The sequence below is a fragment of the Furfurilactobacillus rossiae DSM 15814 genome (assembly GCF_000428925.1).
GTDB classification, from domain to species: Bacteria; Bacillota; Bacilli; order Lactobacillales; family Lactobacillaceae; genus Furfurilactobacillus; species Furfurilactobacillus rossiae.
Map to the genome: position 1 here is coordinate 43,929 of NZ_AUAW01000005.1, position 25,126 is coordinate 69,054.

General features: G+C 44.3%; 21 protein-coding genes. All 21 read left to right on the forward strand.

The annotated features are described in order from the left end of the window. Nucleotides 1-15: 15 nt before the first annotated feature. The 21 genes from prfB to G400_RS0103890 all read left to right on the forward strand — a co-directional run bounded on the left by prfB (nt 16) and on the right by G400_RS0103890 (nt 24,831). Nucleotides 16-1,132 (forward strand): peptide chain release factor 2 gene (gene prfB, locus G400_RS0103790; RefSeq protein ID WP_152323459.1). Its coding sequence is split into 2 segments (ribosomal slippage): nt 16-87 and nt 89-1,132, totalling 1,116 coding nucleotides; the frame shifts between segments, so codons are not numbered across the junction. Nucleotides 1,133-1,260: 128 nt separating this feature from the next. Further along, nucleotides 1,261-1,953, forward strand: a complete 693-nt coding sequence (locus G400_RS0103795; RefSeq protein WP_017262152.1) for a response regulator transcription factor — start codon at nt 1,261-1,263, stop codon at nt 1,951-1,953. Nucleotides 1,954-1,956: 3 nt separating this feature from the next. Further along, nucleotides 1,957-3,330, forward strand: coding sequence for a sensor histidine kinase (locus tag G400_RS0103800; RefSeq protein WP_017262153.1), 1,374 nt, complete (start codon nt 1,957-1,959; stop codon nt 3,328-3,330). 485 nt (nt 3,331-3,815) lie between these two features. After that, nucleotides 3,816-4,694 carry a phosphate ABC transporter substrate-binding protein PstS family protein gene (locus tag G400_RS0103805; RefSeq protein WP_017262154.1) on the forward strand — a complete coding sequence of 293 codons (879 nt, stop codon included), beginning with the start codon at nt 3,816-3,818 and terminating at the stop codon, nt 4,692-4,694. Nucleotides 4,695-4,719: 25 nt separating this feature from the next. After that, nucleotides 4,720-5,640, forward strand: coding sequence for a phosphate ABC transporter permease subunit PstC (pstC, locus tag G400_RS0103810; protein WP_017262155.1), 921 nt, complete (start codon nt 4,720-4,722; stop codon nt 5,638-5,640). Continuing rightward, nucleotides 5,640-6,530 (forward strand): phosphate ABC transporter permease PstA, encoded by an 891-nt coding sequence (gene pstA, locus G400_RS0103815; RefSeq protein ID WP_017262156.1) that lies wholly within the window; start codon nt 5,640-5,642, stop codon nt 6,528-6,530. Before pstC ends, pstA begins: the two co-directional genes overlap by 1 nt. Nucleotides 6,531-6,555: 25 nt before the next feature. Further along, on the forward strand, nt 6,556-7,374 hold the full coding sequence (gene pstB / locus G400_RS0103820) for a phosphate ABC transporter ATP-binding protein PstB (RefSeq protein WP_017262157.1): 819 nt from the start codon (nt 6,556-6,558) through the stop codon (nt 7,372-7,374). Nucleotides 7,375-7,394: 20 nt separating this feature from the next. Next, nucleotides 7,395-8,153, forward strand: a complete 759-nt coding sequence (pstB, locus tag G400_RS0103825) for a phosphate ABC transporter ATP-binding protein PstB (RefSeq protein ID WP_017262158.1) — start codon at nt 7,395-7,397, stop codon at nt 8,151-8,153. 40 nt (nt 8,154-8,193) lie between these two features. Then, nucleotides 8,194-8,880, forward strand: coding sequence for a phosphate signaling complex protein PhoU (gene phoU / locus G400_RS0103830; RefSeq protein ID WP_017262159.1), 687 nt, complete (start codon nt 8,194-8,196; stop codon nt 8,878-8,880). A gap of 199 nt (nt 8,881-9,079) precedes the next feature. Then, a complete protein-coding gene (locus G400_RS15645; protein WP_017262160.1) occupies nt 9,080-9,430 on the forward strand; it encodes a PspC domain-containing protein in 351 nt (116 codons plus the stop codon). A gap of 2 nt (nt 9,431-9,432) precedes the next feature. Continuing rightward, nucleotides 9,433-9,783, forward strand: coding sequence for a phage holin family protein (locus tag G400_RS0103840; RefSeq protein ID WP_017262161.1), 351 nt, complete (start codon nt 9,433-9,435; stop codon nt 9,781-9,783). Between the two features lie 59 nt (nt 9,784-9,842). Continuing rightward, nucleotides 9,843-10,850 carry an HPr(Ser) kinase/phosphatase gene (hprK, locus tag G400_RS14395; protein WP_017262162.1) on the forward strand — a complete coding sequence of 336 codons (1,008 nt, stop codon included), beginning with the start codon at nt 9,843-9,845 and terminating at the stop codon, nt 10,848-10,850. A gap of 3 nt (nt 10,851-10,853) precedes the next feature. After that, nucleotides 10,854-11,690 (forward strand): prolipoprotein diacylglyceryl transferase, encoded by an 837-nt coding sequence (gene lgt / locus G400_RS0103850; protein ID WP_017262163.1) that lies wholly within the window; start codon nt 10,854-10,856, stop codon nt 11,688-11,690. A 31-nt stretch (nt 11,691-11,721) separates the two neighbouring features. Further along, entirely contained in the window at nt 11,722-12,738 is a 1,017-nt protein-coding gene (locus G400_RS0103855; protein ID WP_017262164.1) for an NAD(P)H-dependent glycerol-3-phosphate dehydrogenase, read from the forward strand. A gap of 67 nt (nt 12,739-12,805) precedes the next feature. Further along, on the forward strand, nt 12,806-13,693 hold the full coding sequence (gene galU, locus G400_RS0103860) for a UTP--glucose-1-phosphate uridylyltransferase GalU (RefSeq protein ID WP_017262165.1): 888 nt from the start codon (nt 12,806-12,808) through the stop codon (nt 13,691-13,693). A 144-nt stretch (nt 13,694-13,837) separates the two neighbouring features. Then, a complete protein-coding gene (trxB, locus tag G400_RS0103865) occupies nt 13,838-14,779 on the forward strand; it encodes a thioredoxin-disulfide reductase (RefSeq protein WP_017262166.1) in 942 nt (313 codons plus the stop codon). A gap of 193 nt (nt 14,780-14,972) precedes the next feature. After that, complete coding sequence (locus G400_RS0103870) at nt 14,973-16,700, forward strand: phospho-sugar mutase (protein ID WP_017262167.1); 1,728 nt, start codon at nt 14,973-14,975, stop codon at nt 16,698-16,700. Between the two features lie 340 nt (nt 16,701-17,040). After that, the gene (gene uvrB / locus G400_RS0103875) at nt 17,041-19,041 is read left to right on the forward strand and encodes an excinuclease ABC subunit UvrB (RefSeq protein WP_017262168.1); all 2,001 of its coding nucleotides are present in this window, start codon (nt 17,041-17,043) and stop codon (nt 19,039-19,041) included. Between the two features lie 19 nt (nt 19,042-19,060). Next, nucleotides 19,061-21,928, forward strand: a complete 2,868-nt coding sequence (gene uvrA / locus G400_RS0103880; RefSeq protein WP_017262169.1) for an excinuclease ABC subunit UvrA — start codon at nt 19,061-19,063, stop codon at nt 21,926-21,928. Between the two features lie 197 nt (nt 21,929-22,125). After that, entirely contained in the window at nt 22,126-23,478 is a 1,353-nt protein-coding gene (locus G400_RS0103885) for an APC family permease (RefSeq protein ID WP_017262170.1), read from the forward strand. 9 nt (nt 23,479-23,487) lie between these two features. Then, nucleotides 23,488-24,831 (forward strand): APC family permease, encoded by a 1,344-nt coding sequence (locus tag G400_RS0103890; protein ID WP_017262171.1) that lies wholly within the window; start codon nt 23,488-23,490, stop codon nt 24,829-24,831. Nucleotides 24,832-25,126: the final 295 nt, after the last annotated feature.

Sequence of the window (25,126 nt, forward strand, 5' to 3'; positions counted from 1 at the left end):
ATAAGGAGTGAGCATATGGAATTAGCAGATGCACGCCAACGCTTGGCCGATATGCAACAACAAATCACGAACTTTAGGGGGTCACTTTGACCTCGATGCCTTGAACCAAAGCATTGCTGAAAACGAGGCACGAATGGCTGAACCACACTTTTGGGATGATAACGTGGCTGCTCAACAAGTTATTGATGACAATAACGCGCTGAAGGCAAAGCACGACACATTTATGGAGCTTGACCAGGCCGTGGAGGACCTTGCGGTGACGATTGAGTTACTGGAAGAAGACGATGATCCTGAAATGGCCGCTCAGTTAGATGAAGAAATGACCAACACCGCCAAAAAGTTACAGTCATACCGGCTGACACAGCTATTGGACCAGCCTTACGACGGTAATAATGCCATTTTAGAAATTCATCCTGGTGCTGGTGGCACGGAATCGCAAGATTGGGGTCAAAACCTCATGCGGATGTACACACGGTGGGCTGAACAACATCAATTCAAAGTTGACATCGTTGACTACCAAGCCGGTGACACTGCCGGCTTAAACAGCGCAACGTTGCTTATTAGTGGCACAAATGCATATGGTTATTTGCGGAGTGAAAAAGGCGTTCACCGATTTGTACGAATCTCACCGTTTGATTCCGCTGGTCGGCGACACACCTCGTTTGTTAGTGTTGACGTTATGCCAGAATTGGATGATTCTGTTCAAGTTGATCTGAGTCCTGACGACATCAAGATGGAGGTTTTCCGTTCAAGTGGCGCTGGTGGTCAGCACATTAATAAGACGTCGTCAGCCGTGCGTTTGATCCATATTCCAACGGGGATTGTTGTTTCCTCACAGGCGCAGCGGTCACAGTTCCAAAACAAAGCGACTGCGATGTCCATGTTGAAGGCCAAGCTGTATGAACGTGAGGAGCAAAAGAAGGCCGAGGAAAAGGCAAAACTGGAAGGCACCCAACTTGAGATTGGCTGGGGATCGCAAATTCGCTCTTACGTTTTCCAGCCTTACACGATGGTGAAGGATCACCGAACAGATTATGAAACGGGTAACGCGCAAGCAGTGCTCGATGGCGATCTTGATCCGTTTATTGATGCTTATTTACAATGGAATTTGAAACAGAAAAATCCTGATTAGGCACATTTCAAACGCGTTTGTTGTGATGCCTGTCAAACGTCGTGTTTGTGAGACGACTTCAAAGTTTAATATGATATACTGCACCTGACATTTGACGCAGACATTGAAAATTTGGAGAGGAAACAGCCATGAAACGAGTTCTGGTGGTCGATGATGAACCGAGTATTGTAACGTTGCTACAGTACAATCTCGAACAAGCAGGATATGCGGTCGAGATTGCCACAGATGGTCCTAAAGCCTTAGCAAAGATTCGCGAAGGTGGTTACTTTTGTGTGCTACTAGATTTAATGTTGCCAGAATTAGATGGTATTGAAGTGACAAAACAGGTTCGTCGAGATGGTATTCAAACACCGATTATTATTGTCACGGCCAAGGGTGAAGAATTTGACCGGGTGTTTGGCCTCGAAATTGGTGCGGATGATTATATTACCAAGCCATTTTCACCACGCGAAGTGTTGGCGCGTATTAAGGCGGTTACCCGCCGTAGTGAGCGAACAGCGGTCACTCAGAAAGAACCTGATCGACTGGTTCAAGTTGGCTCGTTAACTATTGATGAAGACCGTTTGCAGGTCAAACGGGATGATAAACCGATTGCATTGACGCCCAAGGAATTTGAACTGTTAGATTATTTTGCTGAACGCCAGGGTAGAGTGCTGGATCGTGACACGTTATTGAATGGTGTTTGGGGATTCAACTATGCAGGTGATAGTCGCATGGTTGACATGCATGTTAGTCATCTACGGGAAAAGATTGAACCCGATCCCAAACATCCACAGTATTTAAAAACCGTTCGTGGCTTCGGCTATCAATTTGGTGAATAGCGTATGAGAACTTTAGGCAGACGTTTAATATTTATTGCAGGTGTCGTCAATTTAGGACTACTGTTTTTGCTGATTAGCGTTATTGGTCACGTATCAGAATCACGTTTAAAAATGGTTGTCGTGGTCACTGTTTTTGCTGCGATGGCTTTGGAAACATTGATTATTGCATGGTTAATTGCTAATCAGCAGCGCGTGGTCAGTGATTTAACAACGCAGGTCTTACGGTTGAGTTCCCCAAAGGATGCACGACGGATTATTTTACCGGACAACCATGCTTATGCTGATTTGGCCCAGGCAATAAACATGGCCGCTGACGAATTACGCCATCAGAGTCACGTTTTTCAACGCCAGGAAAATGAGCTTGATAATTTACTTGAGTATCTACCAGTGGGCGTCATTGTGATCGACCGTCACCGGATGACACAATTATTGAATCCAATGGCAGCGCAGTTGTTAGAAATCAATACAGACCCGCAAGCACATTTGTATACGGCAGATGTGCGGCAGTATGACTTAATGACTCAAATTGAAACGACGATGCGTGATCACAATAATATAAGGCAAACATTGACGTTACACTTGCCGACATCACCTAGAACACTTGAAGTTTCAACCATCTATACGGAACCGCGGCCAAACCATCAGCAAGTGCTCGTTTTGCTGTACGACCTTACGGAAGTTACTCAAATCGAGCAGATGCAGTTAGACTTTGTTTCCAATGCGTCACATGAGTTAAAAACGCCGTTAACAGCCATTGCCGGTTTTACGGAAACGTTGTTGGCGGGAGCTAAAGATGATCCGGAAAAGCGGGATGAGTTTCTTAAAATCATTGATGAACAAGCCCATCAATTGATGGACCTAATCGAAGATGTTTTGTCTGTATCACGTTTGCAAAATCCTGTGAGCCAAACAGCCACGCTAACTAAAGTTGATTTGCGTAAGCTAGTTGATCGACAACTAACATTACAGGCTCAGTCTATTCAGCGAAGTGCCTTAAGGGTCACTAATCAGGTTCCGGAAAAAGCAATGGTGGAGACTGACGTTACCAAGTTAGAACAAATCATTAAGAATTTGATTTCTAATGCAGTTAAATATAATCGTTCTGGTGGTGATATTCACATTATGTTTACCGCAACCTCTCAGCATGGGTGGCAGCTCAGTATTCAGGACTCGGGTTATGGTATTGCGGAAGATCAGCAAAACCGAATTTTTGAACGCTTTTACCGGGGTGATCCATCCCGGACAAAACAACGTATTCCAGGTACTGGTCTGGGATTGGCGATTGTCCAGGAGCTGACGACTCTATTAAAAGGTGAAGTGAGCGTTAAGAGTCAGCTGGATGTCGGAACGACTATGACAATTAGTTTTCCTAAATAACTAACATTAAATAATCATTTGAAAACAGCGTTTGCGCTAGCATACAGTCATTGAAAAAGACTGGTGCTGGGGCAAACGCTGTTTTTGTAAACGTCTTTACACAACCTTTACATGCTGACCAAGAGTCCTTTACATCAATTCGATACACTGGGTATATGCAAAAGCGTGATTCAGAAGTTGGGTGCACGTTTAAAAGAGTGATGCCGAAGCCCTGGGAGAAGTTGAGCAATAACATGGAAGGCGTGGCATTCGGTGGGTTTTCCGAATGAACCGACTTACGGGTTATGCGCAGGCTTCTGGGCGACAGGTGCACGTTTTAAAAGAGTGATGCCGAAGCCCTGGGAGAAGTTGAGCAATAACATGGAAGGCGTGGCATTCGGTGGGTTTTCCGAATGAACCGACTTACGGGTTATGCGCAGGCTTCTGGGCAACAGGTGCACGTTTAAAAGAGTGATGCCGAAGTTCGGCATTTTAGGAGGAACAACATGAACAAACGACGCATTGCAGGTGTGGCCTTGTTCTTGATTGCCATTGGCGGACTATTGGGACTGAGTTACCAAACACGTAACCGTTCTTCCGCAGGCGGTTCAATTACAACAGTGGGATCCACTGCTTTGCAACCACTGGTTGAAGCAGCTGGTGAACAATTTAGTGGTGATCATCTCGGTGTTTTTATTAATGTCCAAGGTGGTGGTTCAGGAACCGGATTGAGCCAAATCCAGGAGGGAGCTGTTGCAATTGGTAACTCAGATGTTTTCGCCGAAGAACAGTCAGGCATTCATTCACATAATTTAGTCGACCATCGGGTTGCCGTTGTTGGAATTGTTCCGATTATCAATAAGAAAGTTGGACTAAAAACGCTAACAACAGCTCAATTACAAAAAGTTTTCGATGGTACGTATACAAACTGGCGAGAACTTGGTGGCAAAAACGTTCCAATTACAATTGTGAATCGAGCCCAGGGTTCTGGTACACGGGCAACGTTTGAAAAATGGGCGTTACGCGGTCATCGCGTGAAGACAGCACAAGAGCAGGATTCATCTGGTATGGTGAGATCCATTGTCAGTACGACACCTGGGGCCATTAGTTATGTCGCGTTTTCCTACGCTAATAAAACAGTTCAAAAGGTGGCAATTAACGGTGTGGCGCCGACAAATCAAAACGTCACGTCTAACAAGTGGCAAGTTTGGTCATATGAGCATATGTATACGAATGGTCGTCCTAAAGGCGTCGCAAAATCATTTTTAAACTACATTGAATCACCAAAAATTCAGTCAACATTAGTACGACAGCTAGGTTATATCAGTATTTCTCAAATGCATGTAGAACGAGATGTAAAGGGTCGGGTTACGGTGGTTCGTTAGTTTGGAATGAAGGAGAGCAAACGGCATGGATAAGATAAAAGAGAAGTTGCAACAAACATCGCAGGCGACACGCAGTGAACGACGAGGTCGCTTTATCAGTTTCCTAGCTTTAATTTTAATTTTGGTGGTCGTGATTGCCATCTTTTGGTTTGTGGCCGCTAAGGGATTAGCAACATTCTTTCAAAACCATATTAGTGTATGGGATTTTTTAAGCGGTAGAACGTGGGACCCGTCTGTCAAAGGCGCTAATGGAAAGCCTGAAGTCGGCGCATTACCAATGATTGTCGGGTCGTTTTTAATTACGTTGTTATCGGCGCTAGTAGCGACACCATTTGCGATTGGAACGGCCGTGTTTATGAACGAAATTGCGCCGCGCAACGGTGCCAAGATTTTGCAACCTGTTACCGAACTGCTGGTGGGAATCCCGTCAGTTGTTTACGGGTTTATTGGGTTATCGGTTGTTGTCCCATTTGTTCGCCACGTGTTCGGTGGTAGTGGCTTTGGAATTCTGTCTGGCACTTTTGTTCTATTCGTAATGATTCTGCCTACTGTTACCTCGATGACGGCTGATACACTCAAGTCGGTGCCGCGCTACTACAGGGAAGCTTCTTTAGCACTAGGCGCTACTCGCTGGCAAACAATTCATAAGGTAGTTCTCCGTGCAGCTACACCTGGTATTTTAACAGCGATTGTTTTTGGGATGGCCCGGGCGTTTGGTGAGGCCCTTGCTGTTCAGATGGTAGTCGGTAACGCGACATTGCTGCCGCATAACTTAGTTTCCCCATCCTCCACGTTGACTTCCGTGCTGACGGAGGGAATCGGCAATACGGTTATGGGAAGTTTGCAAAACAACGCTTTGTGGTCATTAGCACTAGTTCTATTGATTATGTCTTTGTTCTTTAACGTCATCATTCGGATTATTGGACGGAAAGGGGAACTCCGCTAATGAATGCAAAAACGGCAGATAAAATTGCAACGGCAGTGTTTTACGCCATTGCGGGTTCGGTCATCTTAATTCTGGCTTTTCTACTTGGTTATATTCTGATTTCAGGTTTTCCCAAACTGACGTGGCAATTTTTGACGACACCAGCTAAAGCCTTTACGGCTGGTGGAGGGATTGGCATTCAATTGTTTAATTCATTCTATTTATTGCTTTTGGCTATGCTAATTTCGTTTCCAATCGCACTTGGGGCCGGCATTTACCTCAACGAGTATGCTAAACAAAATTGGCTGACAACAATCATTCGAACCGCTATTGAAATTCTAAGTTCTTTACCATCAGTAGTAGTTGGTCTGTTTGGGTTCTTACTCTTCGTTGTTCACATGAAAATGGGTTTTTCAATTTTATCAGGCGCCTTGGCGTTGACGTTTTTCAACCTTCCGTTGCTGACCCGAAGCATTGAAGGTTCGTTAGCTGCCATTCCTAATCTTCAACGGGAAGCTGGATTGGCACTGGGCCTGTCACGTTGGGAGACGGTTACCCACGTTATTTTGCCCGCGGCAGTTCCCAGCATCCTGACTGGTGTTATTCTCAGTGCTGGCCGTGTATTCGGTGAAGCGGCGGCTTTAATTTACACATCAGGGCAATCGGCACCAGCACTAAACTTTGGCGACTGGAATCCGTTCAATATTTCGAGTCCGTTAAATCCGATGCGTCCAGCTGAAACGCTAGCAGTCCACATTTGGAAAATTAATTCGGAAGGCATTATGCCGGATGCAAGTGCTGTCTCCGCTGGGTCCTCTGCTGTTCTGGTTCTGGCAGTACTGTTATTTAACTTCTTGGCACGCTGGCTCGGTCGTCGCTTGTACCATCGATTAACGTCCGCCACCAACTAAGCCATGCAGGAAGGGAGTCATGAGTATGAGTGAAAAAAGCACGACACCAGTAGATGCGCCATTACGTAATATTTATCATTTTGATGAAACCACGCACGAAATTGCGTTATCCACCCATGATTTGCATGTTTTTTATGGCGATAATGAGGCTTTAACAGAGGGTGATCTGCAATTCGAACGGTACAAAATCACTGCCCTTATTGGTGCGTCCGGGTCTGGCAAATCCACTTTTTTACGCTCGCTTAACCGTATGAATGACGGTATCGCAAAAGTAGAGGGCGAAATTCGTTATCGTGATTTGGACATTAATAGTAATCAAATTGACGTTTATGAAATGCGTCGCCACATCGGCATGGTGTTTCAACGACCAAATCCGTTTGCCAAATCCATTTACGATAATATTACCTTTGCTTTGAAACAACGCGGTGTCAGGAACAAGCAGCGTCTTGATGAAATTGTAGAAACATCGTTACGTCAAGCTGCTATGTGGGATCAAGTCAAAGATGAACTTCACCAAAGCGCGCTTGCTTTATCAGGTGGGCAGCAACAACGATTATGTATTGCGCGCGCAATCGCGATGGAGCCAGACATTCTGTTGCTGGATGAACCAGCAAGTGCATTAGATCCCGTTGCTACCTCACAGATTGAGGATACGTTGTTACAACTCAAAGAAAAATATACCATCATTATTGTGACACACAATATGCAGCAGGCCGCTCGAATTAGCGACTATACCGCTTTCTTTCACCTCGGTAAGGTGCTTGAATACGACGAAGCCCGCAAAATTTTTACCCGTCCCAAAGTCGCAATTACAAATGACTATATTTCAGGTAACTTTGGTTAAAGTGGGGGAGGCTCAGTGTAATGGCACTACCGATAATGTCGACGGATAACTTACATTTGTTCTACGGGAAAAAGGAAGCGTTAAAAGGAATCAACCTCGATTTCCAAGAAAAAGGAATTACCGCGCTGATTGGCCCCTCAGGATGTGGTAAATCAACTTTTCTGCGTTGTTTAAATCGAATGAACGATTTGATTGATGACGTAACCATTACGGGTAACGTGATGTTTAAAAATCAAAATGTTTATGCACCGGATACAGATATCGTGGCTCTTCGCAAGGAGGTCGGCATGGTTTTTCAACAGCCTAATCCATTTCCGTTTTCCATTTATGAGAATGTGATTTATGGCTTGCGATTGGCAGGCGTGCGTGATAAACAAGTCCTTGATGAAGCGGTCGAACGTAGTTTACGTCAGGCAGCCATTTGGGATGAAGTGAAGGATGATTTGCATAAAAATGCATTGGCATTATCCGGTGGACAACAGCAACGTGTTTGTATCGCAAGAGTCCTGGCTGTTTCACCAGAGGTTTTATTGCTAGATGAGCCGACCAGTGCTCTTGACCCAGTTTCTAGTCACGTGATTGAAGAAACTCTGTTGCAATTACGGTATGATTACACCGTGATTACGGTGACACATAATCTTCAGCAGGCCTCCAGAATCGCAGACCGTACTGCATTTTTTCTTCAAGGTGAGCTGATTGAAGTAAGTGATACTAAGAAAATGTTTATGGATCCTCAGAAACAGCAAACACAAGATTATATTTCCGGTCGTTTCGGCTAACCGAAACCGCTGTAGCAAACATTGAAAAGGAGCTGGCATTATGCGACGGTTGTTTGATGATGAACTGAATGATTTGGATACTAGTTTTACAGAAATGGGCATGCTTGTTTCTGAGGCGATTGGAAAGGCCGTGACTTCGTTTGTCAATCATGACCGAACGCTTGCTCAATCAGTGATTGACGATGATCATCTAATCAATGATCGTGAAGTTGCACTGGAAAAGAAGTCATTTGAAATGATTGCTTTGTACCAGCCGGTGACAACCGACTTAAGGGAAATCGTGACAATTTTGAAGGCTGTTTCTGATTTGGAACGAATGGGAGACTACGCACGCAGTATCGCCCACTCAACGATTCGAGTCAAAGGGAACAAGCGGGTGGCCTCGACAGAACAACATATTTCAGAGATGGGCGCCATTGTTCAACAGATGGTCGCAGATGTACTAGACGCTTACGTCAAAGATGATGATGGTCGTGCCCGCAAGATTGCTGCAGTGGATGCACAGGCTGCGGACTATTATCAGTTAATTTATATGGAAAGCATCGATCAGATGCGGCAAGATCCCGAGGTCGTAATTGGCAGTACAGACTACTTATCTGTAGCACAGTTCTTAAAGCGGATTGGCGATTACGTGACCAATATTTGTGAATGGATCGTTTATCTTCAGACGGGTAAAATTGTTGAATTAAATCCACGAAATATCGATTCTGGAACAGAAAATAAATAGTTGAACCATTAATGAATTGATTAAGGGCAGCTTGTCACTTTTGAGTGAATTCGCGTGTTTTAAAGAACGTGAAGAAACGATAATGAGGGGGAAGCTGTTTTAGTGTTTATTAAAGGCTTTTGAAAAATTGGTCACGGTACGTCGTTTGCGATAAAATTAGGACATTCAGTTAACACAACAGAAAGCGAGGTAAACCTGCTTGAGCAAACGAAAATTGACAAAGTCAGCAACGGACCGTTGGATTGGTGGCGTATTCGGTGGTATTGGTGAGTACTTGCACATTAATCCAACAATTTTGCGAATAGCATATATTATTTTGGCTATTGCGATTCCGCCTCACTGGTTGATATCGTTGTTGGCGGTGGTTCTGTACGGTGTTTTACTGTGGTTTTTACCAAATGACCGTCAGCAGAGGGATGCATCATTTTTCAACTTGTTTGGTGACTTATTTAGTGGTCAGAGTGCCTCACAATCCTCTCGATCACGAGCGCGAAAACAAATCCATGCCGAAGAACGTGACGTGCATGAAAATAAAGGGGATAAACAGTAAATATGAAGTTTTGGCAACGGATTATTGTCGATGCACTATTATTTATGGCGATTGCTGGATTTTTCCGTAATAGTTTTGCGGTTTCCAGCGTATGGTACGCCTTGGTTGCCAGTTTGGTGTTGGCAATTTTGAATGCAGCCATTAAGCCGATCTTGGTGGTATTATCATTACCAATAACGTTTTTAACATTAGGGCTGTTTTCAATTGTCATAAATGCACTGATGTTGGAACTGACAAGTTTCTTCGTTGGCGCGCAGAATTTCCATATTGCCAACTTCGGCATGGCAATGTTGGCAGCGATTATTATGTCCATCTGTAACGCTGTTATTTCTGGGTACTTTAGTAAAGAGTGATGCCGAAGCTCGGGAAGGTTCGAGCAACAACGTAGAGACATATTTAAGGAGGAGTATTCGTGGCAGATAGTGTAACGATACGGGAGCTGGTAAAGAATACCAGGTTAACCGTTTATTATGGTGAAGAGTATCTGGACCATCGCCGCATTACGACACCGGACATTTCTCGTCCGGGTCTGGAAATGACCGGTTATTTTAACTATTATCCACCGGAACGCATTCAGTTACTGGGGATCACAGAAACATCATTTTCTAAAAAGATGAGTCATGAGGAGCTACTCATGATTATGCGGAAAATGGCAGATCCCCAAACGCCTTGTTTTGTTGTGTCAACCGGAATTGAACCGCCGGCAGAGTTGATTCAGGCGGCAACGGAACAACATATTCCTGTGTTGGGGTCCAAACAAACGTCATCGCGAATTCTTTCAAATATGTCGATTTACTTAAGCGGCGTATTGGCCAAGCGGCAATCGATTCACGGTGTGTTAGTTGATATTTATGGACTTGGGGTTCTTATTACTGGTGACTCAGGTGTTGGTAAATCTGAAACAGCCCTGGAACTTATTCGTCGTGGACACCGACTGATTGCTGATGATCGGGTGGATGTTTATCAACAGGATGAACAAACATTGGTTGGTGAGGCACCAAAGATTTTAAATCACCTAATGGAAATTCGTGGGATTGGTATTATCGATGTCATGAATCTGTTTGGTGCCGGTGCAGTCAGAAGTCAAGCCAAGATTCAGCTGATTGTCCACTTGCAAAACTGGACCCCTGATGCCCAATTTGATCGTCTGGGCAACGCCGATGATGAGCGCCAAATTTTCGACGTTCAAGTACCGATGATTTCAATTCCCGTTAAGACAGGTCGTAACTTAGCTATCATTATTGAATCTGCCGCGATGAACTTCCGTGCTCGATCCATGGGGTATGATGCGACAAAGACATTCGACGATAATTTAAATAGTTTGATTCAGGAAAACTCTAAACGTGATGAAGCTGCTGAGGCAGCAAATGAAGCAAAGACGACCGATGATAGTGCATCGGCCACTAAGGGTAAGGATTAAAGAATGGCGTTTACTTCACTTGTTGGGGCGTTGAACCCAATCGCACTGCATTTAGGACCCATTGAGGTTCATTGGTATGGCGTCATTATTACCACCGGCGTTTTCATTGCGTTATGGTTGTCCATTCGTGAAGCCCGCAGACGTCAGATTAATCCTGATGATCTATATGACTTTTTACTCTGGGCACTACCAGTTGCGCTGATTTCTGCGCGTATCTATTATGTGGTCTTTCAATGGTCCTATTATCAACATCATTTAGATCAGATTATTGCCATCTGGGATGGTGGGATCGCGATCTATGGTTCACTCATTGGTGCCATTATTGTGGTTATTCTATTTACCCGCTGGCGTAAAATTCCGACATTTCTGTTTCTGGACGTGTTAGCACCGACCGTGATTATGGCGCAAGGGATTGGTCGATGGGGGAACTTTATGAACCAAGAGGCTTTTGGTAAAATAACCACATTGGCACATTTACAGGCCTTGCATTTGCCACAGTTTATCATTACGCAGATGGACATTGGTGGCGTTTATCGTACGCCGACATTTTTGTATGAATCCGTATGGGACATCGCTGGTTTTGTCTTTTTGTTAGCCACGCGTCATATTAAGGGGCTGTATTTGCGTGGCGAGGTGTTCTTTATTTATGTAGCATGGTATGCGTTTGGTCGTTTTTTCGTGGAAGGCATGCGAACCGATAGCTTGATGTTAGGCCCGGCGCGAGTGTCACAATGGTTGTCCGTTGTTTTGTTTATTGGTGCCTGGGTGTGGTTGATTATTCGGCGTCGACAGCATAATGTACCATCTTATTTATCAGGAATGACGGTTACAAAGAAATAACTCACGTTCGCAATAAATTGAGGAGAAACTAATGACAACAAAAATTGCAGTGCTGGGCGCTGGATCTTGGGGCAGTGTGCTGGCAAACTTATTGACGGAAAATGGTCAAACAGTTGCTCTGTGGTCCCATAAAGCCAGCCAGGTGGAAGAAATGAATCAACACCACACAAACCAGGCCTATATGCCAGGCTTTGAATACCAACATAACCTGGTGGTAACTGATGATATGGCTGAAGCGATCAAGGACGCGTCGGTTGTCTTGTTTGTTGTACCAACGAAGGCAATTCGTGAGGTCAGCGCTCAGGCTGCTAAATTATTAATTGCTAATCATCAAAAAGTAACGATTGTGCACGCAATCAAGGGATTGGAACAAGAAACATATAAACGGGTCTCAGAAATGTTAACGGAAGAGATTCCATCTGCCAACCGAGACGCGGTTGTTGTACTGTCCGGTCCTAGCCATGCCGAAGATGTTGCGAAAAAGGATATTACGTTGATAACAGCCGCATCATTAAATGAGGATGCGGCGAGAAAAGTACAAAAACTCTTTATGAACTCATATTTTAGGGTTTATACTAATACGGATGTGATTGGTGCTGAATTTGGTGCCGCCTTAAAGAACATTATTGCTATTGGTGCCGGTGCTTTACATGGACTGGGATATGGCGATAATGCGAAGGCTGCATTAATGACCCGTGGCTTAGCTGAAATAAGTCGATTAGGTCAATCGTTTGGTGCTAATCCGTTAACGTTTATCGGCCTTTCTGGTGTTGGTGATTTAATTGTAACGGCGACGAGTTCAAATTCACGCAATTGGCGTGCGGGAAATGAACTGGGTCAAGGCAAATCGTTACAAGAAGTCATTGATACCATGGGTATGGTAATTGAAGGTGTGGCTACCACAAAGGCGGCGCACGAACTAGCCATTAAACGCCATGTTGATATGCCAATCACTGACGCCATTTATGACGTCCTGTACAACGGGGCCGAAGTTCGCTCAGTCATTACCGGATTGATGCAACGTGAAGGTCGCGCTGAAATTGGCTAACAAGTTGGTTGTGGCTGGGGTAAAGTAGACCACGTTATCGTGGGAAAAACGAAAGGAATTTGTTGTTATGCAAAAAGTTAGAAAGGCCATTATCCCTGCAGCGGGTTATGGCACGCGTTTTTTACCAGAAACTAAGGCAATCGCCAAAGAAATGTTGCCGATCGTTGATAAACCAACGATTCAATTTATTGTTGAAGAAGCCCACAAAGCCGGCATCGAGGAAATCTGTGTCGTAACAGGACGTGGCAAACGTTCTATTGAAGACCACTTTGATTCAGCACCTGAATTGGAAGCTGATTTGGCAAGTAAGGGTAAGGACGCTATGTTGCATGCCGTCCAATCAAGTAACGACAGCAACCTTTACTTCATCCGCCAAAGCCACATGCGTGGTTTAGGTGACGCTGTATTAACTGCAAAAGACTTTATCGGTGATGAACCATTTGTTGTTTTACTTGGTGATGACTTGATGGAAGACAAAGTTACTTTAACGAAGCAACTGATTAACCGTTATGAAGAAACAGGTGATTCAACCCTTGCCGTTATGCGTGTTCCTCATGAAGAAACGAACAAGTATGGTGTGATCAACCCAGCCAAGGAAGTTTCTGATGGTTTGTATCAGGTTAAGAGCTTTGTTGAAAAGCCTAAACCTGAAGACGCTCCTTCTGACTTGGCCATCATTGGTCGTTACTTATTGACACCTGAAATTTTTGAAGCTTTGGAACAAACACCTTATGGCAAAGGCGATGAACTTCAATTAACAGATGCCATTGACCTGCTGAACAAGAAGCAACATGTTTACGCTCACGAATTTAAAGGTGACCGTTATGATGTTGGTTACAAGTTTGGTTTGATCAAGACAAACATTGAATTTGGTTTGCGTCACCCGGACGTGAAGGACGAACTTCGCGACTACGTGCTTCAATTGGCTGACGAAATTAAAGCTAATACAAAATAATGAATGCAGAAACGTGCTGACGCCGGATTAATCGGGTCAGCACGTTTTTACCTCAGGGGGTATAAGCAAAAAGCTTGTATTACTTACGAAAAGATAGTAGACTGTGAGCATTGAAAAATGTTAGGCAGTAGGAGGAAAGTCGATATGGCAACAAACTATGATGTGATTGTGATCGGTGCTGGCCCCGGTGGGATGACTGCAGCACTGTATGCTTCACGGGCAAACTTGTCAGTGTTGCTATTGGATCGTGGAATTTATGGCGGTCAAATGAACAATACTGCCGCAATTGAAAACTATCCGGGTTTTAAATCTATTCAAGGACCTGATTTAGCTAGCGCCATGTATGAAGGTGCCACGCAGTTTGGTGCTGAGTATGGTTATGGTGCTGTGGAAAAGATTGTCGACAATGGCGATACTAAAACTGTGACTACAGACACTGATGAATACACTGCTAAGGCGGTTGTTATTGGGACAGGTTCTCAGTATCGCAAGCTTGGTGTGCCGGGGGAAACTGAATTTTCAGGCCGTGGTGTTTCCTACTGTGCTGTATGTGATGGTGCTTTCTTCCGCAATAAACACGTCGTTGTTGTTGGCGGTGGGGATAGTGCCATTGAAGAGGGTATTTACCTGACTCAATTGGCCGATAAGGTGACTGTTGTTCATCGTCGCGATCAGTTACGTGCCCAGAAAGTGGCTCAGGATCGCGCGTTTGCTAACGAGAAGATGGACTTTGTTTGGAACACAGAAGTAACTAAAATTGTTGGCGACGACATGAAAGTCACTGGTGTTGAATTAAAGAACAACCAAACCGGTGAAACCAGCACAATGGCTGCCGATGGTGTCTTCATTTATGTCGGTAATGTGCCGATGACAGAACCATTCGCTGGTCTTGGCGTTACAAACGAAGTTGGTTGGATTCCAACTGATGACAAGATGCGGACCAGTGTCCCTGGTGTATTTGCTATTGGTGATGTTCGCGAAAAGGACTTACGCCAGATTACCACTGCTGTCGGTGACGGCGGTATTGCTGGCCAACAGGTTTTCCAATATTTGGAGGATTTAAAGGCTAAGGCTGCGGTTAATTAAATATTTGATTTTAAGTGAATAATCGGAGCGTGCTGCATACAGAAGGTTGCAAAATTGCAATTTTTTGTGTGAGGCACGCTTTTTTTATTTATTTTGATTGATAAAGCCCGATGAACGGGCGACGCAAACAATATGAATGCGGTATACTTAACGTATATTTGTGACTTTGGTCTAGATGAATGGAGATGCAACTGTGGATTGGAAAGATACTTACCAGGTTTGGGATAATCAAGAAAACCTGGAAACGGGTTTGAAGAAAGAATTAGCAGCGTTAAAGGGTAATGATGAGGCATTGGAAGATGCTTTCTATCAACCAATGAGTTTTGGTACTGCGGGGATGCGTGGTGTCATGGGACCTGGGATCAACCGGATGAACATCTATACGGTGCGCCAGGCCACAGAAGGTTTAGCTACATATATGGATACTTTGGGCGATGACGTGAAACAACGTGGTGTTGCCATTAGTTTTGATTCTCGTCATCATTCAACTGAGTTTGCCCACGAGGCCGCGAAGGTTTTAGGCCAACATGGCATCAAGAGTTTTGTGTTCGAAGGTTTACGGCCAACACCAGAATTGTCCTTTACGGTTCGTCATTTAAAGACGTTTGCCGGCATCATGATTACCGCAAGTCATAACCCAAAGCAGTTCAACGGTTACAAGATTTACGGTGAAGATGGTGCGCAAATGCCACCGAAGGATTCTGATTTAATTACGAGTTACATTCGTAAGGTCACTGATCTATTTGCTATCCAAACTGCCGATGAAGCTGAATTAAAGGCTAACGGGTTGGAAACGATTATCGGTGAAGACGTGGATAAGGCGTACTTGGATAACGTCGCTACTGTCACAGTGGATCACGATTTGGCCGCTGAAGAAGGTAAGGACATGACCTTTGTCTTCACGCCACTTCACGGTACTGGACGAATGCCTGGTGAACGTGCATTACGCAATGCTGGTTTTAAAAACTTCATCACGGTACCAGAACAAGCTGAACCAGACGGTGATTTTCCAACGGTTAAGTTCCCTAACCCAGAATTTTCTGAAGCTTTCGATTTAGCAATTAAATTGGGTAAAGAAAAGAATGCGGACGTGTTGATTGCAACAGATCCAGATGCTGATCGTTTGGGAACCGCAGTGCGTTTGCCAAATGGTGACTACCAATTATTGACTGGTAACCAAATCGCCGCATTGATGCTGCATTATATTTTGGAAGCAAACAAAAATGCCGGAACATTGCCTGCTAATGCGGTGGCTGTTAAGTCTATCGTCTCAACTGAGTTTGCCACCAAGATTGCCGAAAGCTACCACGTTGGCATGATCAATGTGCTGACTGGTTTCAAGTTTATCGCTGAACAGATCCAAAACTTCCAGGATACAAACAGTCACACGTTTATGTTTGGTTTTGAAGAGAGCTACGGGTATCTGATTAAGCCATTTGTTCGTGATAAGGATGCTATTCAAGCCTTAACGTTGCTGGCTGAAATTGCTGCGTACTATCGTAAACAAGGAAAGACGTTATACGATGGCTTGGAAGGCTTGTACAAGCAATATGGTTACTTCCGTGAACAAACGATTCAACAAACCTTTGAAGGTATTGAAGGGCCAAAGAAGATCGAAGCAATCATTCAGAAGTTCCGTCAGGCTGCTCCAAAGAGCTTCGCTGGTTACGATGTGACTGCTGTTGATGACATTGCTAAGGGTACAAAGACCTTTACAGATGGTCATGTTGAACAACTGGACCTGCCACATGCTGAAGTGTTGAAGTACTGGTTAACGGATGGTACATGGATTGCTGTTCGTCCTTCAGGAACTGAACCAAAGATCAAGTTCTATATCGGTACAAACGGTACCACTTTGGATGAAGCAAACGCCAAATTAAAGAAGTTTGCTGACGACATCAATGCTTTTGTTGCTGATTAGTTTTTGCTTGATACAAATTTCGACAATGAATAAAAAGAACGTGTGCACGATTGACGGGATGAGAGATTCCGTTACCGTGCACACGTTTTTTGTAGTGAGTGAATGCATATTTTTAACCGAAAGTGTGCATATCTCGTGCGAAAGTATGTTCGGTATGCTAGAATAGTTACGCTAAGTTGACGGGTTCAGAACAGCAATATGGTCGCAATGAATTACCCAAGCGAATCGAGCCGACCAGTGCAGTCATGAACCTGTTTTTTAAATCGTGTTGATGATGGTTTATCACTTACCATCACAATAATTAGACCATGTAAATGAACTAGGGGAGGTAACGTCTGGCATGATTGAACGTCAAGCAGATCGAAAGTTTGATTTAGTCTCAAAGTATAAGCCAACTGGTGATCAACCGGAGGCCATCAAAGCGTTGACAGATGGGATTGAAGACGGTAAAAAAGCGCAGATTTTGATGGGTGCTACGGGAACCGGTAAAACATTCACAATCAGTAATGTGATTGCCAACGTTAACAAACCGACACTGGTTCTATCACACAACAAAACATTGGCAGGACAGCTCTATGGTGAGTTTAAGGAGTTTTTCCCTAACAATGCCGTTGAATATTTTGTTTCCTACTATGATTATTACCAACCGGAAGCCTATGTTCCCTCATCTGATACGTACATTGAAAAAGATTCATCAATCAATGATGAAATTGATAAATTGCGTAATGCGGCTACTAGTTCGCTTTTGGAACGGAATGATACGATTGTCGTGGCTTCGGTGTCATCAATCTTTGGTTTAGGTGATCCACACCAGTATAAAGACCATGTCATTTCCTTGCGGGTCGGTCAGACAATCGAACGTAATGATTTCATGCGCAAGTTGGTTGACATTCAGTTTGAGCGTAATGATATTGATTTCCAACGTGGCCGTTTTCGAGTGCACGGGGATGTTGTTGAAGTGTTCCCAGCATCTGAAGATCAACATGCGCTACGAATCGAGTTTTTCGGTGATGAAATTGATCGGATGCGAGAGGTCGATGCGCTGACTGGTGAGGTAGTTGGTGATCGTGATCACGTCACAATTTTCCCAGCCACGCATTTCATGACTAATGACGCCATCATGGATCATGCCATTACGACGATCGGTGACGAGTTGGAAGATCGGCTAAAGGTGTTGAAGGATCAAGGCAAGTTGCTGGAAGCACAACGTTTACAGCAACGGACAACTTACGACATGGAAATGATGCGTGAAATGGGCTATACGAGTGGGATTGAAAACTATTCCCGTCATATGGATGGCCGGAAACCCGGTGAACCGCCATTTACGCTTCTAGACTTCTTCCCGAAAGACTTTTTACTAGTTGTGGATGAAAGTCACGTTACGATGCCACAAGTGCGTGGTATGTATAAAGGTGACCGTTCTAGAAAGCAGATGCTGGTTGATTATGGCTTCCGTTTACCAAGTGCACTGGATAATCGGCCACTAAAAATTAACGAGTTTGAAAAGCACATTAACCAAGTCGTTTACATGTCCGCAACACCTGGTGACTACGAGCATGAACAAACGGACACAGTGGTTCAACAGATTATTCGGCCGACGGGTTTACTCGATCCAACGATTGAAGTTCGACCAATTATGGGTCAAATTGATGATCTCGTTGGTCAGATCAATAAGCGGATTGAGGCCCATGAGCGGACGTTTGTCACGACGATGACCAAGAAAATGGCGGAAGATTTGACGGATTACCTGAAAGATCTGGGTATCCGGGTTCGTTACCTACACAGTGACATTAAAACTTTGGAACGAACGCAAATTATCCGTGATTTACGTTTGGGCAAATTTGACGTGTTGGTCGGCATCAACCTTCTCCGTGAAGGAATTGATGTGCCTGAGGTGTCCTTAGTTGCAATCTTGGATGCTGATAAAGAAGGATTCCTAAGAAATGAACGGTCATTGATTCAAACGATTGGTCGTGCTGCCCGTAATTCACACGGGGCAGTTATTATGTATGCGGATACCATTACAGGTTCTATGCAGGCGGCCATCGATGAGACCAAACGTCGCCGTGAGATTCAGGAAAAATATAACGAAGAACATCACATTACGCCGACAACTATCGTTAAGCCAATTCGTGATAACATCACGGTAACAGCGCCGACTGGTGATGGTCAGAAAGAATCAACACTTAATGAGGAAGACTTTGATAATCTGTCAAAATCCGATCAGAACGCAATGTTGGCTGGTTTGAACAAGCAAATGCAAGAAGCCGCCAAGAAATTGGACTTCGAAGAAGCAGCAACGTTGCGTGATACAATCATGGAATTAAAAGCCAAACAGTAAAGGGTGGCAAAGGTAACCAATGGCAAATAACGACAAAATTGTAATACATGGGGCACGTGCCCATAATTTAAAGAATATTGATGTCACGATTCCACGTGACAAACTAGTAGTCATTACGGGGTTATCTGGTTCAGGAAAAAGCTCGCTTGCGTTTGATACGTTATATGCGGAGGGACAGCGACGTTATGTCGAAAGTTTGTCCGCATATGCGCGTCAATTTCTTGGACAGATGGATAAACCGGATGTGGACTCAATTGACGGTCTGAGCCCGGCGATTTCTATTGATCAGAAGACAACCAGTAAAAATCCGCGGTCGACTGTTGGGACTGTTACGGAAATCAATGATTATTTGCGGTTACTATGGGCACGGGTTGGAACACCAATTTGTCCAAACGACGGCACAGTTATTACCAGCCAATCTGTTGAGCAGATGGTTGATGAGGTTCTGGCACTGCCTGAACGGACGCGACTTCAAGTATTGTCACCGATTGTGCGTCGAAAGAAAGGGCAACATGCGAAAATCTTTGCCAAGATTAAACGTGAAGGATTTGTGCGTGTTCAAGTAGATGGCGAAACTTATGATATCGATGAGGTACCTGAACTAGATAAAAACAAATATCACAGTATCAATATTGTCATTGACCGGGTAATTGTACATCCAGACGGTGATAGTCGGAGTCGTTTGTTTGACTCATTTGAAGCTGCCCTTCGTTTGAGTGATGGGTATGCGACTGCCGACATCATTGATGGTGAACCGATGCAGTTCTCAGAACATTATTCATGTCCCATTTGTGGGTTTACGGTCGGCGAATTGGAACCACGGCTGTTTTCGTTTAATGCACCACTTGGCGCTTGCCCCGATTGTGAAGGATTAGGAGTCAAACTGGAAGTTGATGAAGATCTTGTCGTTCCAGACCCCAGTAAGACACTTCGTGAGGGCGCTTTGGAACCATGGAATCCGATTAGTTCCATGTATTATCCAAGCATGCTGGAACAGTTTGCTAAACAAAACAAGATTGATATGGATACACCATTTAACAAGTTACCTAAGAAGCAACGCGATATGGTCCTTCATGGATCAAGCAAAAAGTTCCATTTTCACTATGAAAATGACTTTGGTGGTGTTCGTGATGTCGATGCCGATTTTGAAGGTGTCATGAACAATGTGTCACGTCGCTACAAGGAAACTAATTCTGACTTTACACGTGATCAAATGCGTCAGTATATGACTGAACTGACATGTCAGACCTGTCACGGGTATCGGCTAAATCGCCAGGCACTATCCGTTAAAATTAACGGGAGGCATATTGGTGAAGTTTCTGAAATGGCGATTGATGATGAGTTGCCATTCTTCCGGGGCTTAACTTTGGGTGAACAAAACAAAGTGATTGCGGAACCAATCGTTAAGGAAATTCGCGATCGGTTATCATTTTTGACGAGTGTCGGCGTGGGTTATCTTACACTGAGTCGATCCGCCAGAACTTTGTCTGGTGGTGAGGCACAACGAATTCGTTTAGCTACCCAAATCGGTTCGAATCTGTCGGGTGTACTGTATATTCTTGACGAACCCTCCATTGGGTTGCATCAACGTGATAACGATCGTTTGATCAGTTCACTTAAGAAGATGCGAGATTTGGGTAATACCCTGATTGTGGTTGAACATGACGAAGATACAATGCGGGCGGCCGATTACTTAATTGATATTGGCCCTGGTGCTGGTGAAAATGGTGGCCAGGTTATGGCCGCTGGAACGCCTAAACAGGTTGAGCGCAGTACTAAGTCATTAACTGGTCGGTATTTAGCTGGGAAAGACTTCATTCCGGTGCCGCTTAAGCGACGTAAGGGGAATGGTAAGGCCATCGTATTAAAGGGGGCCGCAGAAAACAATTTACAGAATGTTGATGTACGTTTCCCACTAGGTGAGTTAACAGTCGTGACTGGTGTGTCAGGATCCGGTAAATCCACATTGGTTAACAGTATTCTTGAAAAGGTACTGGCTCAAAAGCTCAATCACAATTCCGCCAAACCTGGTAAGTACAAGAGTATTGCCGGCGTGAACAACATTGAAAAGATTGTGGATATCGATCAGTCACCGATCGGACGGACACCGCGTTCAAACCCCGCTACTTATACGGGTGTGTTTGATGACATTCGTGATTTGTTTGCTCAAACGAATGAAGCTAAATTACGTGGATATCAAAAGGGCCGGTTCTCATTCAACACTAAAGGTGGTCGCTGTGAGGCCTGTCATGGTGACGGAATCTTAAAGATTGAGATGAACTTTCTGCCAGATGTCTATGTGCCTTGTGAAGTTTGTCATGGTTCCCGTTACAATTCAGAAACTCTTGAAGTGACGTACAAGGGTAAGAATATTTCAGACGTTCTGAACATGACGGTTTCCGAAGCCTTGGACTTTTTCGCTGCGATTCCTAAGATCACGCGTAAGCTACAAACAATTGTTGATGTCGGTCTGGGATATGTTCATTTGGGTCAGTCAGCAACCACGCTTTCAGGTGGTGAAGCTCAGCGGATGAAGTTAGCTTCTGAACTACACAAGAAGGCCAATGGGCGTAATTTCTACATCTTGGATGAACCAACAACAGGGTTGCATTCTGATGACATCAAACGGTTGATGGTTGTCTTGCAGCGACTGGTTGATCATGGCAACACGGTTTTGATCATTGAACATAATTTGGATGTGATTAAAACTGCCGATCATTTAATTGACCTTGGCCCAGAAGGCGGTGCCGGTGGTGGCCAAATCATTGCGACTGGGACACCGGAAGAGCTTGCTGAAGTTAAGGAAAGCTACACTGGTCAGTACCTGAAACCAGTATTGGAACGAGATACCAAACGCACTGAAGAGGTTGCTGAACAGGCAAAATAACAACGCTACAATTTTTAATAATTTAATAATATGGCTGATCAAATCCTAATCTGTAGGCGTTTTGATCAGCCTTTTTTTGTTTTAACACGACCGTTTTGAGATTGAAGTTCTGCTTAAGGTTGGCCTACAAGATTAAAATTTGGTAAACTAGCACAAACTTATCTAATAAATATGAGTGCGAGAAAGAATGTGACGACATGAAACAAAAAACACCAGTGGTAGAACTGAATCGTTCCTTAGGTATTTGGTCAGCTCTGTCCTTAGTGATCGGAACTATTATCGGCGCCGGCGTATTCGTGAGACAAGCGGCAGTACTTGATGACGCTGGCTCTACCACGGGTGCATTGTTTGCGTGGCTAGCAGGTGGGGTTCTGACATTAACAGCCGGGCTGACCATTGCTGAAATTGCCTCCCAAATGCCACATACTGGCGGTTTGTATGTTTATATGGAACGAATGTATGGCCGTCTGTGGGGCTTTCTATCTGGTTGGATGCAAATCATTATTTATGGCCCAGCGATTATTGCGGCGCTTGCGGCATACTTAGGTATTTTAATGACTGACTTTTTTCACCTGTCAGGTGGGTGGGGATTGGCCGTCTCGCTTGGTACACTAGTAGCAGTTGGTGGACTTAATTTATTTTCTAATCGATATGGTGCAATGTTTGCAATTATAACGACGATTTGTAAATTGTTGCCAATCGTTGCAATCATTGTGTTCGGATTATTCTTCGGTGATGGCAATGCGCTGGGCAACAGTGTGTCGACCGCTACTCAGCATGGCAGCAACTTTGGTGTTGCCATTTTGGCGACGTTATTTGCGTTTGACGGATGGATTCTGGTTGCTAATTTGGGCGATGAAATAAAAGAACCGCAAAAATTATTGCCCCGCGCAATTATCGGTGGGATTAGTATCGTTATGGTTATTTATTTATTGGTAGCCTACGGTGTTTTTGCAAGTTTGCCGGCGTCAACGATTCATCGACTGGGAACGGGGGCAATTCCGTTTCTTGCTACAAAAGACTTTGGCGCAATTGGCGGTAAGCTGTTGAGTATCGGTGTCATTATTTCGATTATTGGTTGTATCAACGGCAAAATCATGACTTTCCCACGCATTATGTACGCGATGGCACGTGATCGGGAGTTGCCATTTAGCCGTGTGCTGGGCTATTTAAGCCCTAAAACAAGGACGCCAATCTTTTCGACCATTGCAGTGTTATTAATTGCCGCGTTGATGGTGTTATTTGCAAACGCAGATCGGCTATCAGAACTATGTATTTTTACGGTTTATTGTTTCTACGTCATGGCGTTTTTGGGATCATTTAAATTGCGTCGTCAGCATAAGGAACGGCCATTTTCGATGCCACTGTTTCCGTTAACCCCGATTGTAGCGATTGGTGGTTCGCTGTTTGTACTCATCAGTGAAGTTTTCTCGGATTTCACGGGCGTTTTATTCTCTTTGGGAATGGTTGTCGTTGGTATTCCAGTTTATTACTATGAAATTAAACACAATCATGCAAAAGATTTTGTTAAAGATGATTCAGGAAAGTGAGTTTAGGCAATGCAAGAGAGTCACGTTGAATTGAAACGTTCTCTAGGACTGTGGTCTGCACTAGCGATTGTAATCGGTACAGTCATTGGTTCCGGGATATTTTTTAAGCAAGCATCTGTTTTACAAATGACTGGTTCTACCAACTTAGCAATGTTGGCTTGGCTGCTAGGGGGACTAATTACCCTAGCCGACGGGCTGACGTTATCTGAAATTGGTTCTCAAATTCCGCATACTGGGGGTCTTTACCAATATATGACCCATATTTATGGTGAATTCTGGGGCTTCATGTCAGGCTGGATGCAGGTTATCGTTTATGCACCGGCAATTGTCGGCTCGATCGCTGGGTATTTAGGCTTGTTGGTCACTAACTTCTTTGGTCTCGGGTCGGTTTGGAAGGCACCAATTGCGATTGGCACCATTATTCTGATCGCGATGTTGAATATGTTGGAAAATCGCTATGGTGCCGCCTTTGCGATTGTGACAACCATTTGTAAGCTGTTGCCGATTGCGGCAATCGTAATTTTCGGGCTCTTCTTTGGTCGTGAGGCTGGCTTCGGTGAGACGGTAACGAGTATTCACCAGAGTGTTGGTAACTTTGGCGTTGCTGTGTTAGGTACCATCTTTGCCTATGATGGCTGGATTCTGGTGACTAATCTAGGTGGCGAAATCAAACGGCCCGAAAAGTTGTTACCGTTAGCCATCATTTTGGGAATTACCATTGTTATTGTGTTATACCTCGGGGTAATATTTGGTATTTTTCGGTCTTTAAGTGCAGCTAAAATTAATGAACTCGGCCAGAACGCGACGGCCTACTTTGCCTTAAATGCGTTTGGGGCATTCGGTGGACGACTCGTTAATATTGGGATAATGATCTCAATTATTGGTGCGTTGAATGGTAAAATGATGTCCTTTCCACGGATTTATTATGCGATGGCCGCTAAACGCCATTTGCCGTTTGCCAAACAAATTAGTAGCCTGAACCGTCACACACAAACGCCGGTCGTTGCAACAACGATTTTACTGGCATTGACTAGTTTAATGATCCTGACTGTTGATACTGATCGACTATCTGAGCTCTGTATTTTTGCGATGTACAGTTTTTATATTGCTGCGTTTGTTGGTGTCTTTATCTTGCGTCATCGCAATGGTGGCAAACCGGCTGGGTTCAGCACGCCGGGGTATCCAGTAGTTCCAATTATTGCCATCATCGGAACTAGTTTTGTGGTTATCAGTGAACTGTTCTTCGATTTTGTCGGGGCGGCAACGTCACTGGTTATTATTGGACTAGGAATTCCACTTTATTACTGGTTGAAACGGCATTATAAAAACGATGATTCTATTGATGTGATGTAATTGATTTAACCTCAGAGGAGGTTGTGGGCGTGGTGAAAATGCCGCTTGCGGTTGCCAACATTGACACGCTCGCCGTGGGACCGGTTCAAGCCCGAAGTTCACGGTCTTTCACCTCGTCACAGAGCCTCGTGAAATTCCGAGTCCCCGTGACCGTCCGTGTTGTAAATTCGAGAAGTGCATTCGAATTAACAACACTTTCACGGCTCGGTATCAATGTTGGCGCCCTCCCGCTGACCTAGTTAGGCGATCACATAAATGGCACTTATTAGTCCGCAAAGAGCGGTTTAATCCATCT

Excerpts from the sequence above, each read along its gene's own strand:
- pstA (WP_017262156.1), top strand. The coding sequence starts at position 5,640 with ATGAATGCAAAAACGGCAGATAAAATTGCAACGGCAGTGTTTTACGCC.
- uvrA (WP_017262169.1), top strand. The coding sequence starts at position 19,061 with ATGGCAAATAACGACAAAATTGTAATACATGGGGCACGTGCCCATAAT.
- lgt (WP_017262163.1), top strand. The coding sequence starts at position 10,854 with ATGGCGTTTACTTCACTTGTTGGGGCGTTGAACCCAATCGCACTGCAT.
- G400_RS0103885 (WP_017262170.1), top strand. The coding sequence starts at position 22,126 with ATGAAACAAAAAACACCAGTGGTAGAACTGAATCGTTCCTTAGGTATT.
- G400_RS0103840 (WP_017262161.1), top strand. The coding sequence starts at position 9,433 with ATGAAGTTTTGGCAACGGATTATTGTCGATGCACTATTATTTATGGCG.
- G400_RS0103805 (WP_017262154.1), top strand. The coding sequence starts at position 3,816 with ATGAACAAACGACGCATTGCAGGTGTGGCCTTGTTCTTGATTGCCATT.
- pstB (WP_017262157.1), top strand. The coding sequence starts at position 6,556 with ATGAGTGAAAAAAGCACGACACCAGTAGATGCGCCATTACGTAATATT.
- phoU (WP_017262159.1), top strand. The coding sequence starts at position 8,194 with ATGCGACGGTTGTTTGATGATGAACTGAATGATTTGGATACTAGTTTT.
- pstC (WP_017262155.1), top strand. The coding sequence starts at position 4,720 with ATGGATAAGATAAAAGAGAAGTTGCAACAAACATCGCAGGCGACACGC.
- G400_RS0103800 (WP_017262153.1), top strand. The coding sequence starts at position 1,957 with ATGAGAACTTTAGGCAGACGTTTAATATTTATTGCAGGTGTCGTCAAT.
- G400_RS0103855 (WP_017262164.1), top strand. The coding sequence starts at position 11,722 with ATGACAACAAAAATTGCAGTGCTGGGCGCTGGATCTTGGGGCAGTGTG.
- trxB (WP_017262166.1), top strand. The coding sequence starts at position 13,838 with ATGGCAACAAACTATGATGTGATTGTGATCGGTGCTGGCCCCGGTGGG.
- uvrB (WP_017262168.1), top strand. The coding sequence starts at position 17,041 with ATGATTGAACGTCAAGCAGATCGAAAGTTTGATTTAGTCTCAAAGTAT.
- pstB (WP_017262158.1), top strand. The coding sequence starts at position 7,395 with ATGGCACTACCGATAATGTCGACGGATAACTTACATTTGTTCTACGGG.
- galU (WP_017262165.1), top strand. The coding sequence starts at position 12,806 with ATGCAAAAAGTTAGAAAGGCCATTATCCCTGCAGCGGGTTATGGCACG.
- G400_RS0103795 (WP_017262152.1), top strand. The coding sequence starts at position 1,261 with ATGAAACGAGTTCTGGTGGTCGATGATGAACCGAGTATTGTAACGTTG.
- G400_RS0103890 (WP_017262171.1), top strand. The coding sequence starts at position 23,488 with ATGCAAGAGAGTCACGTTGAATTGAAACGTTCTCTAGGACTGTGGTCT.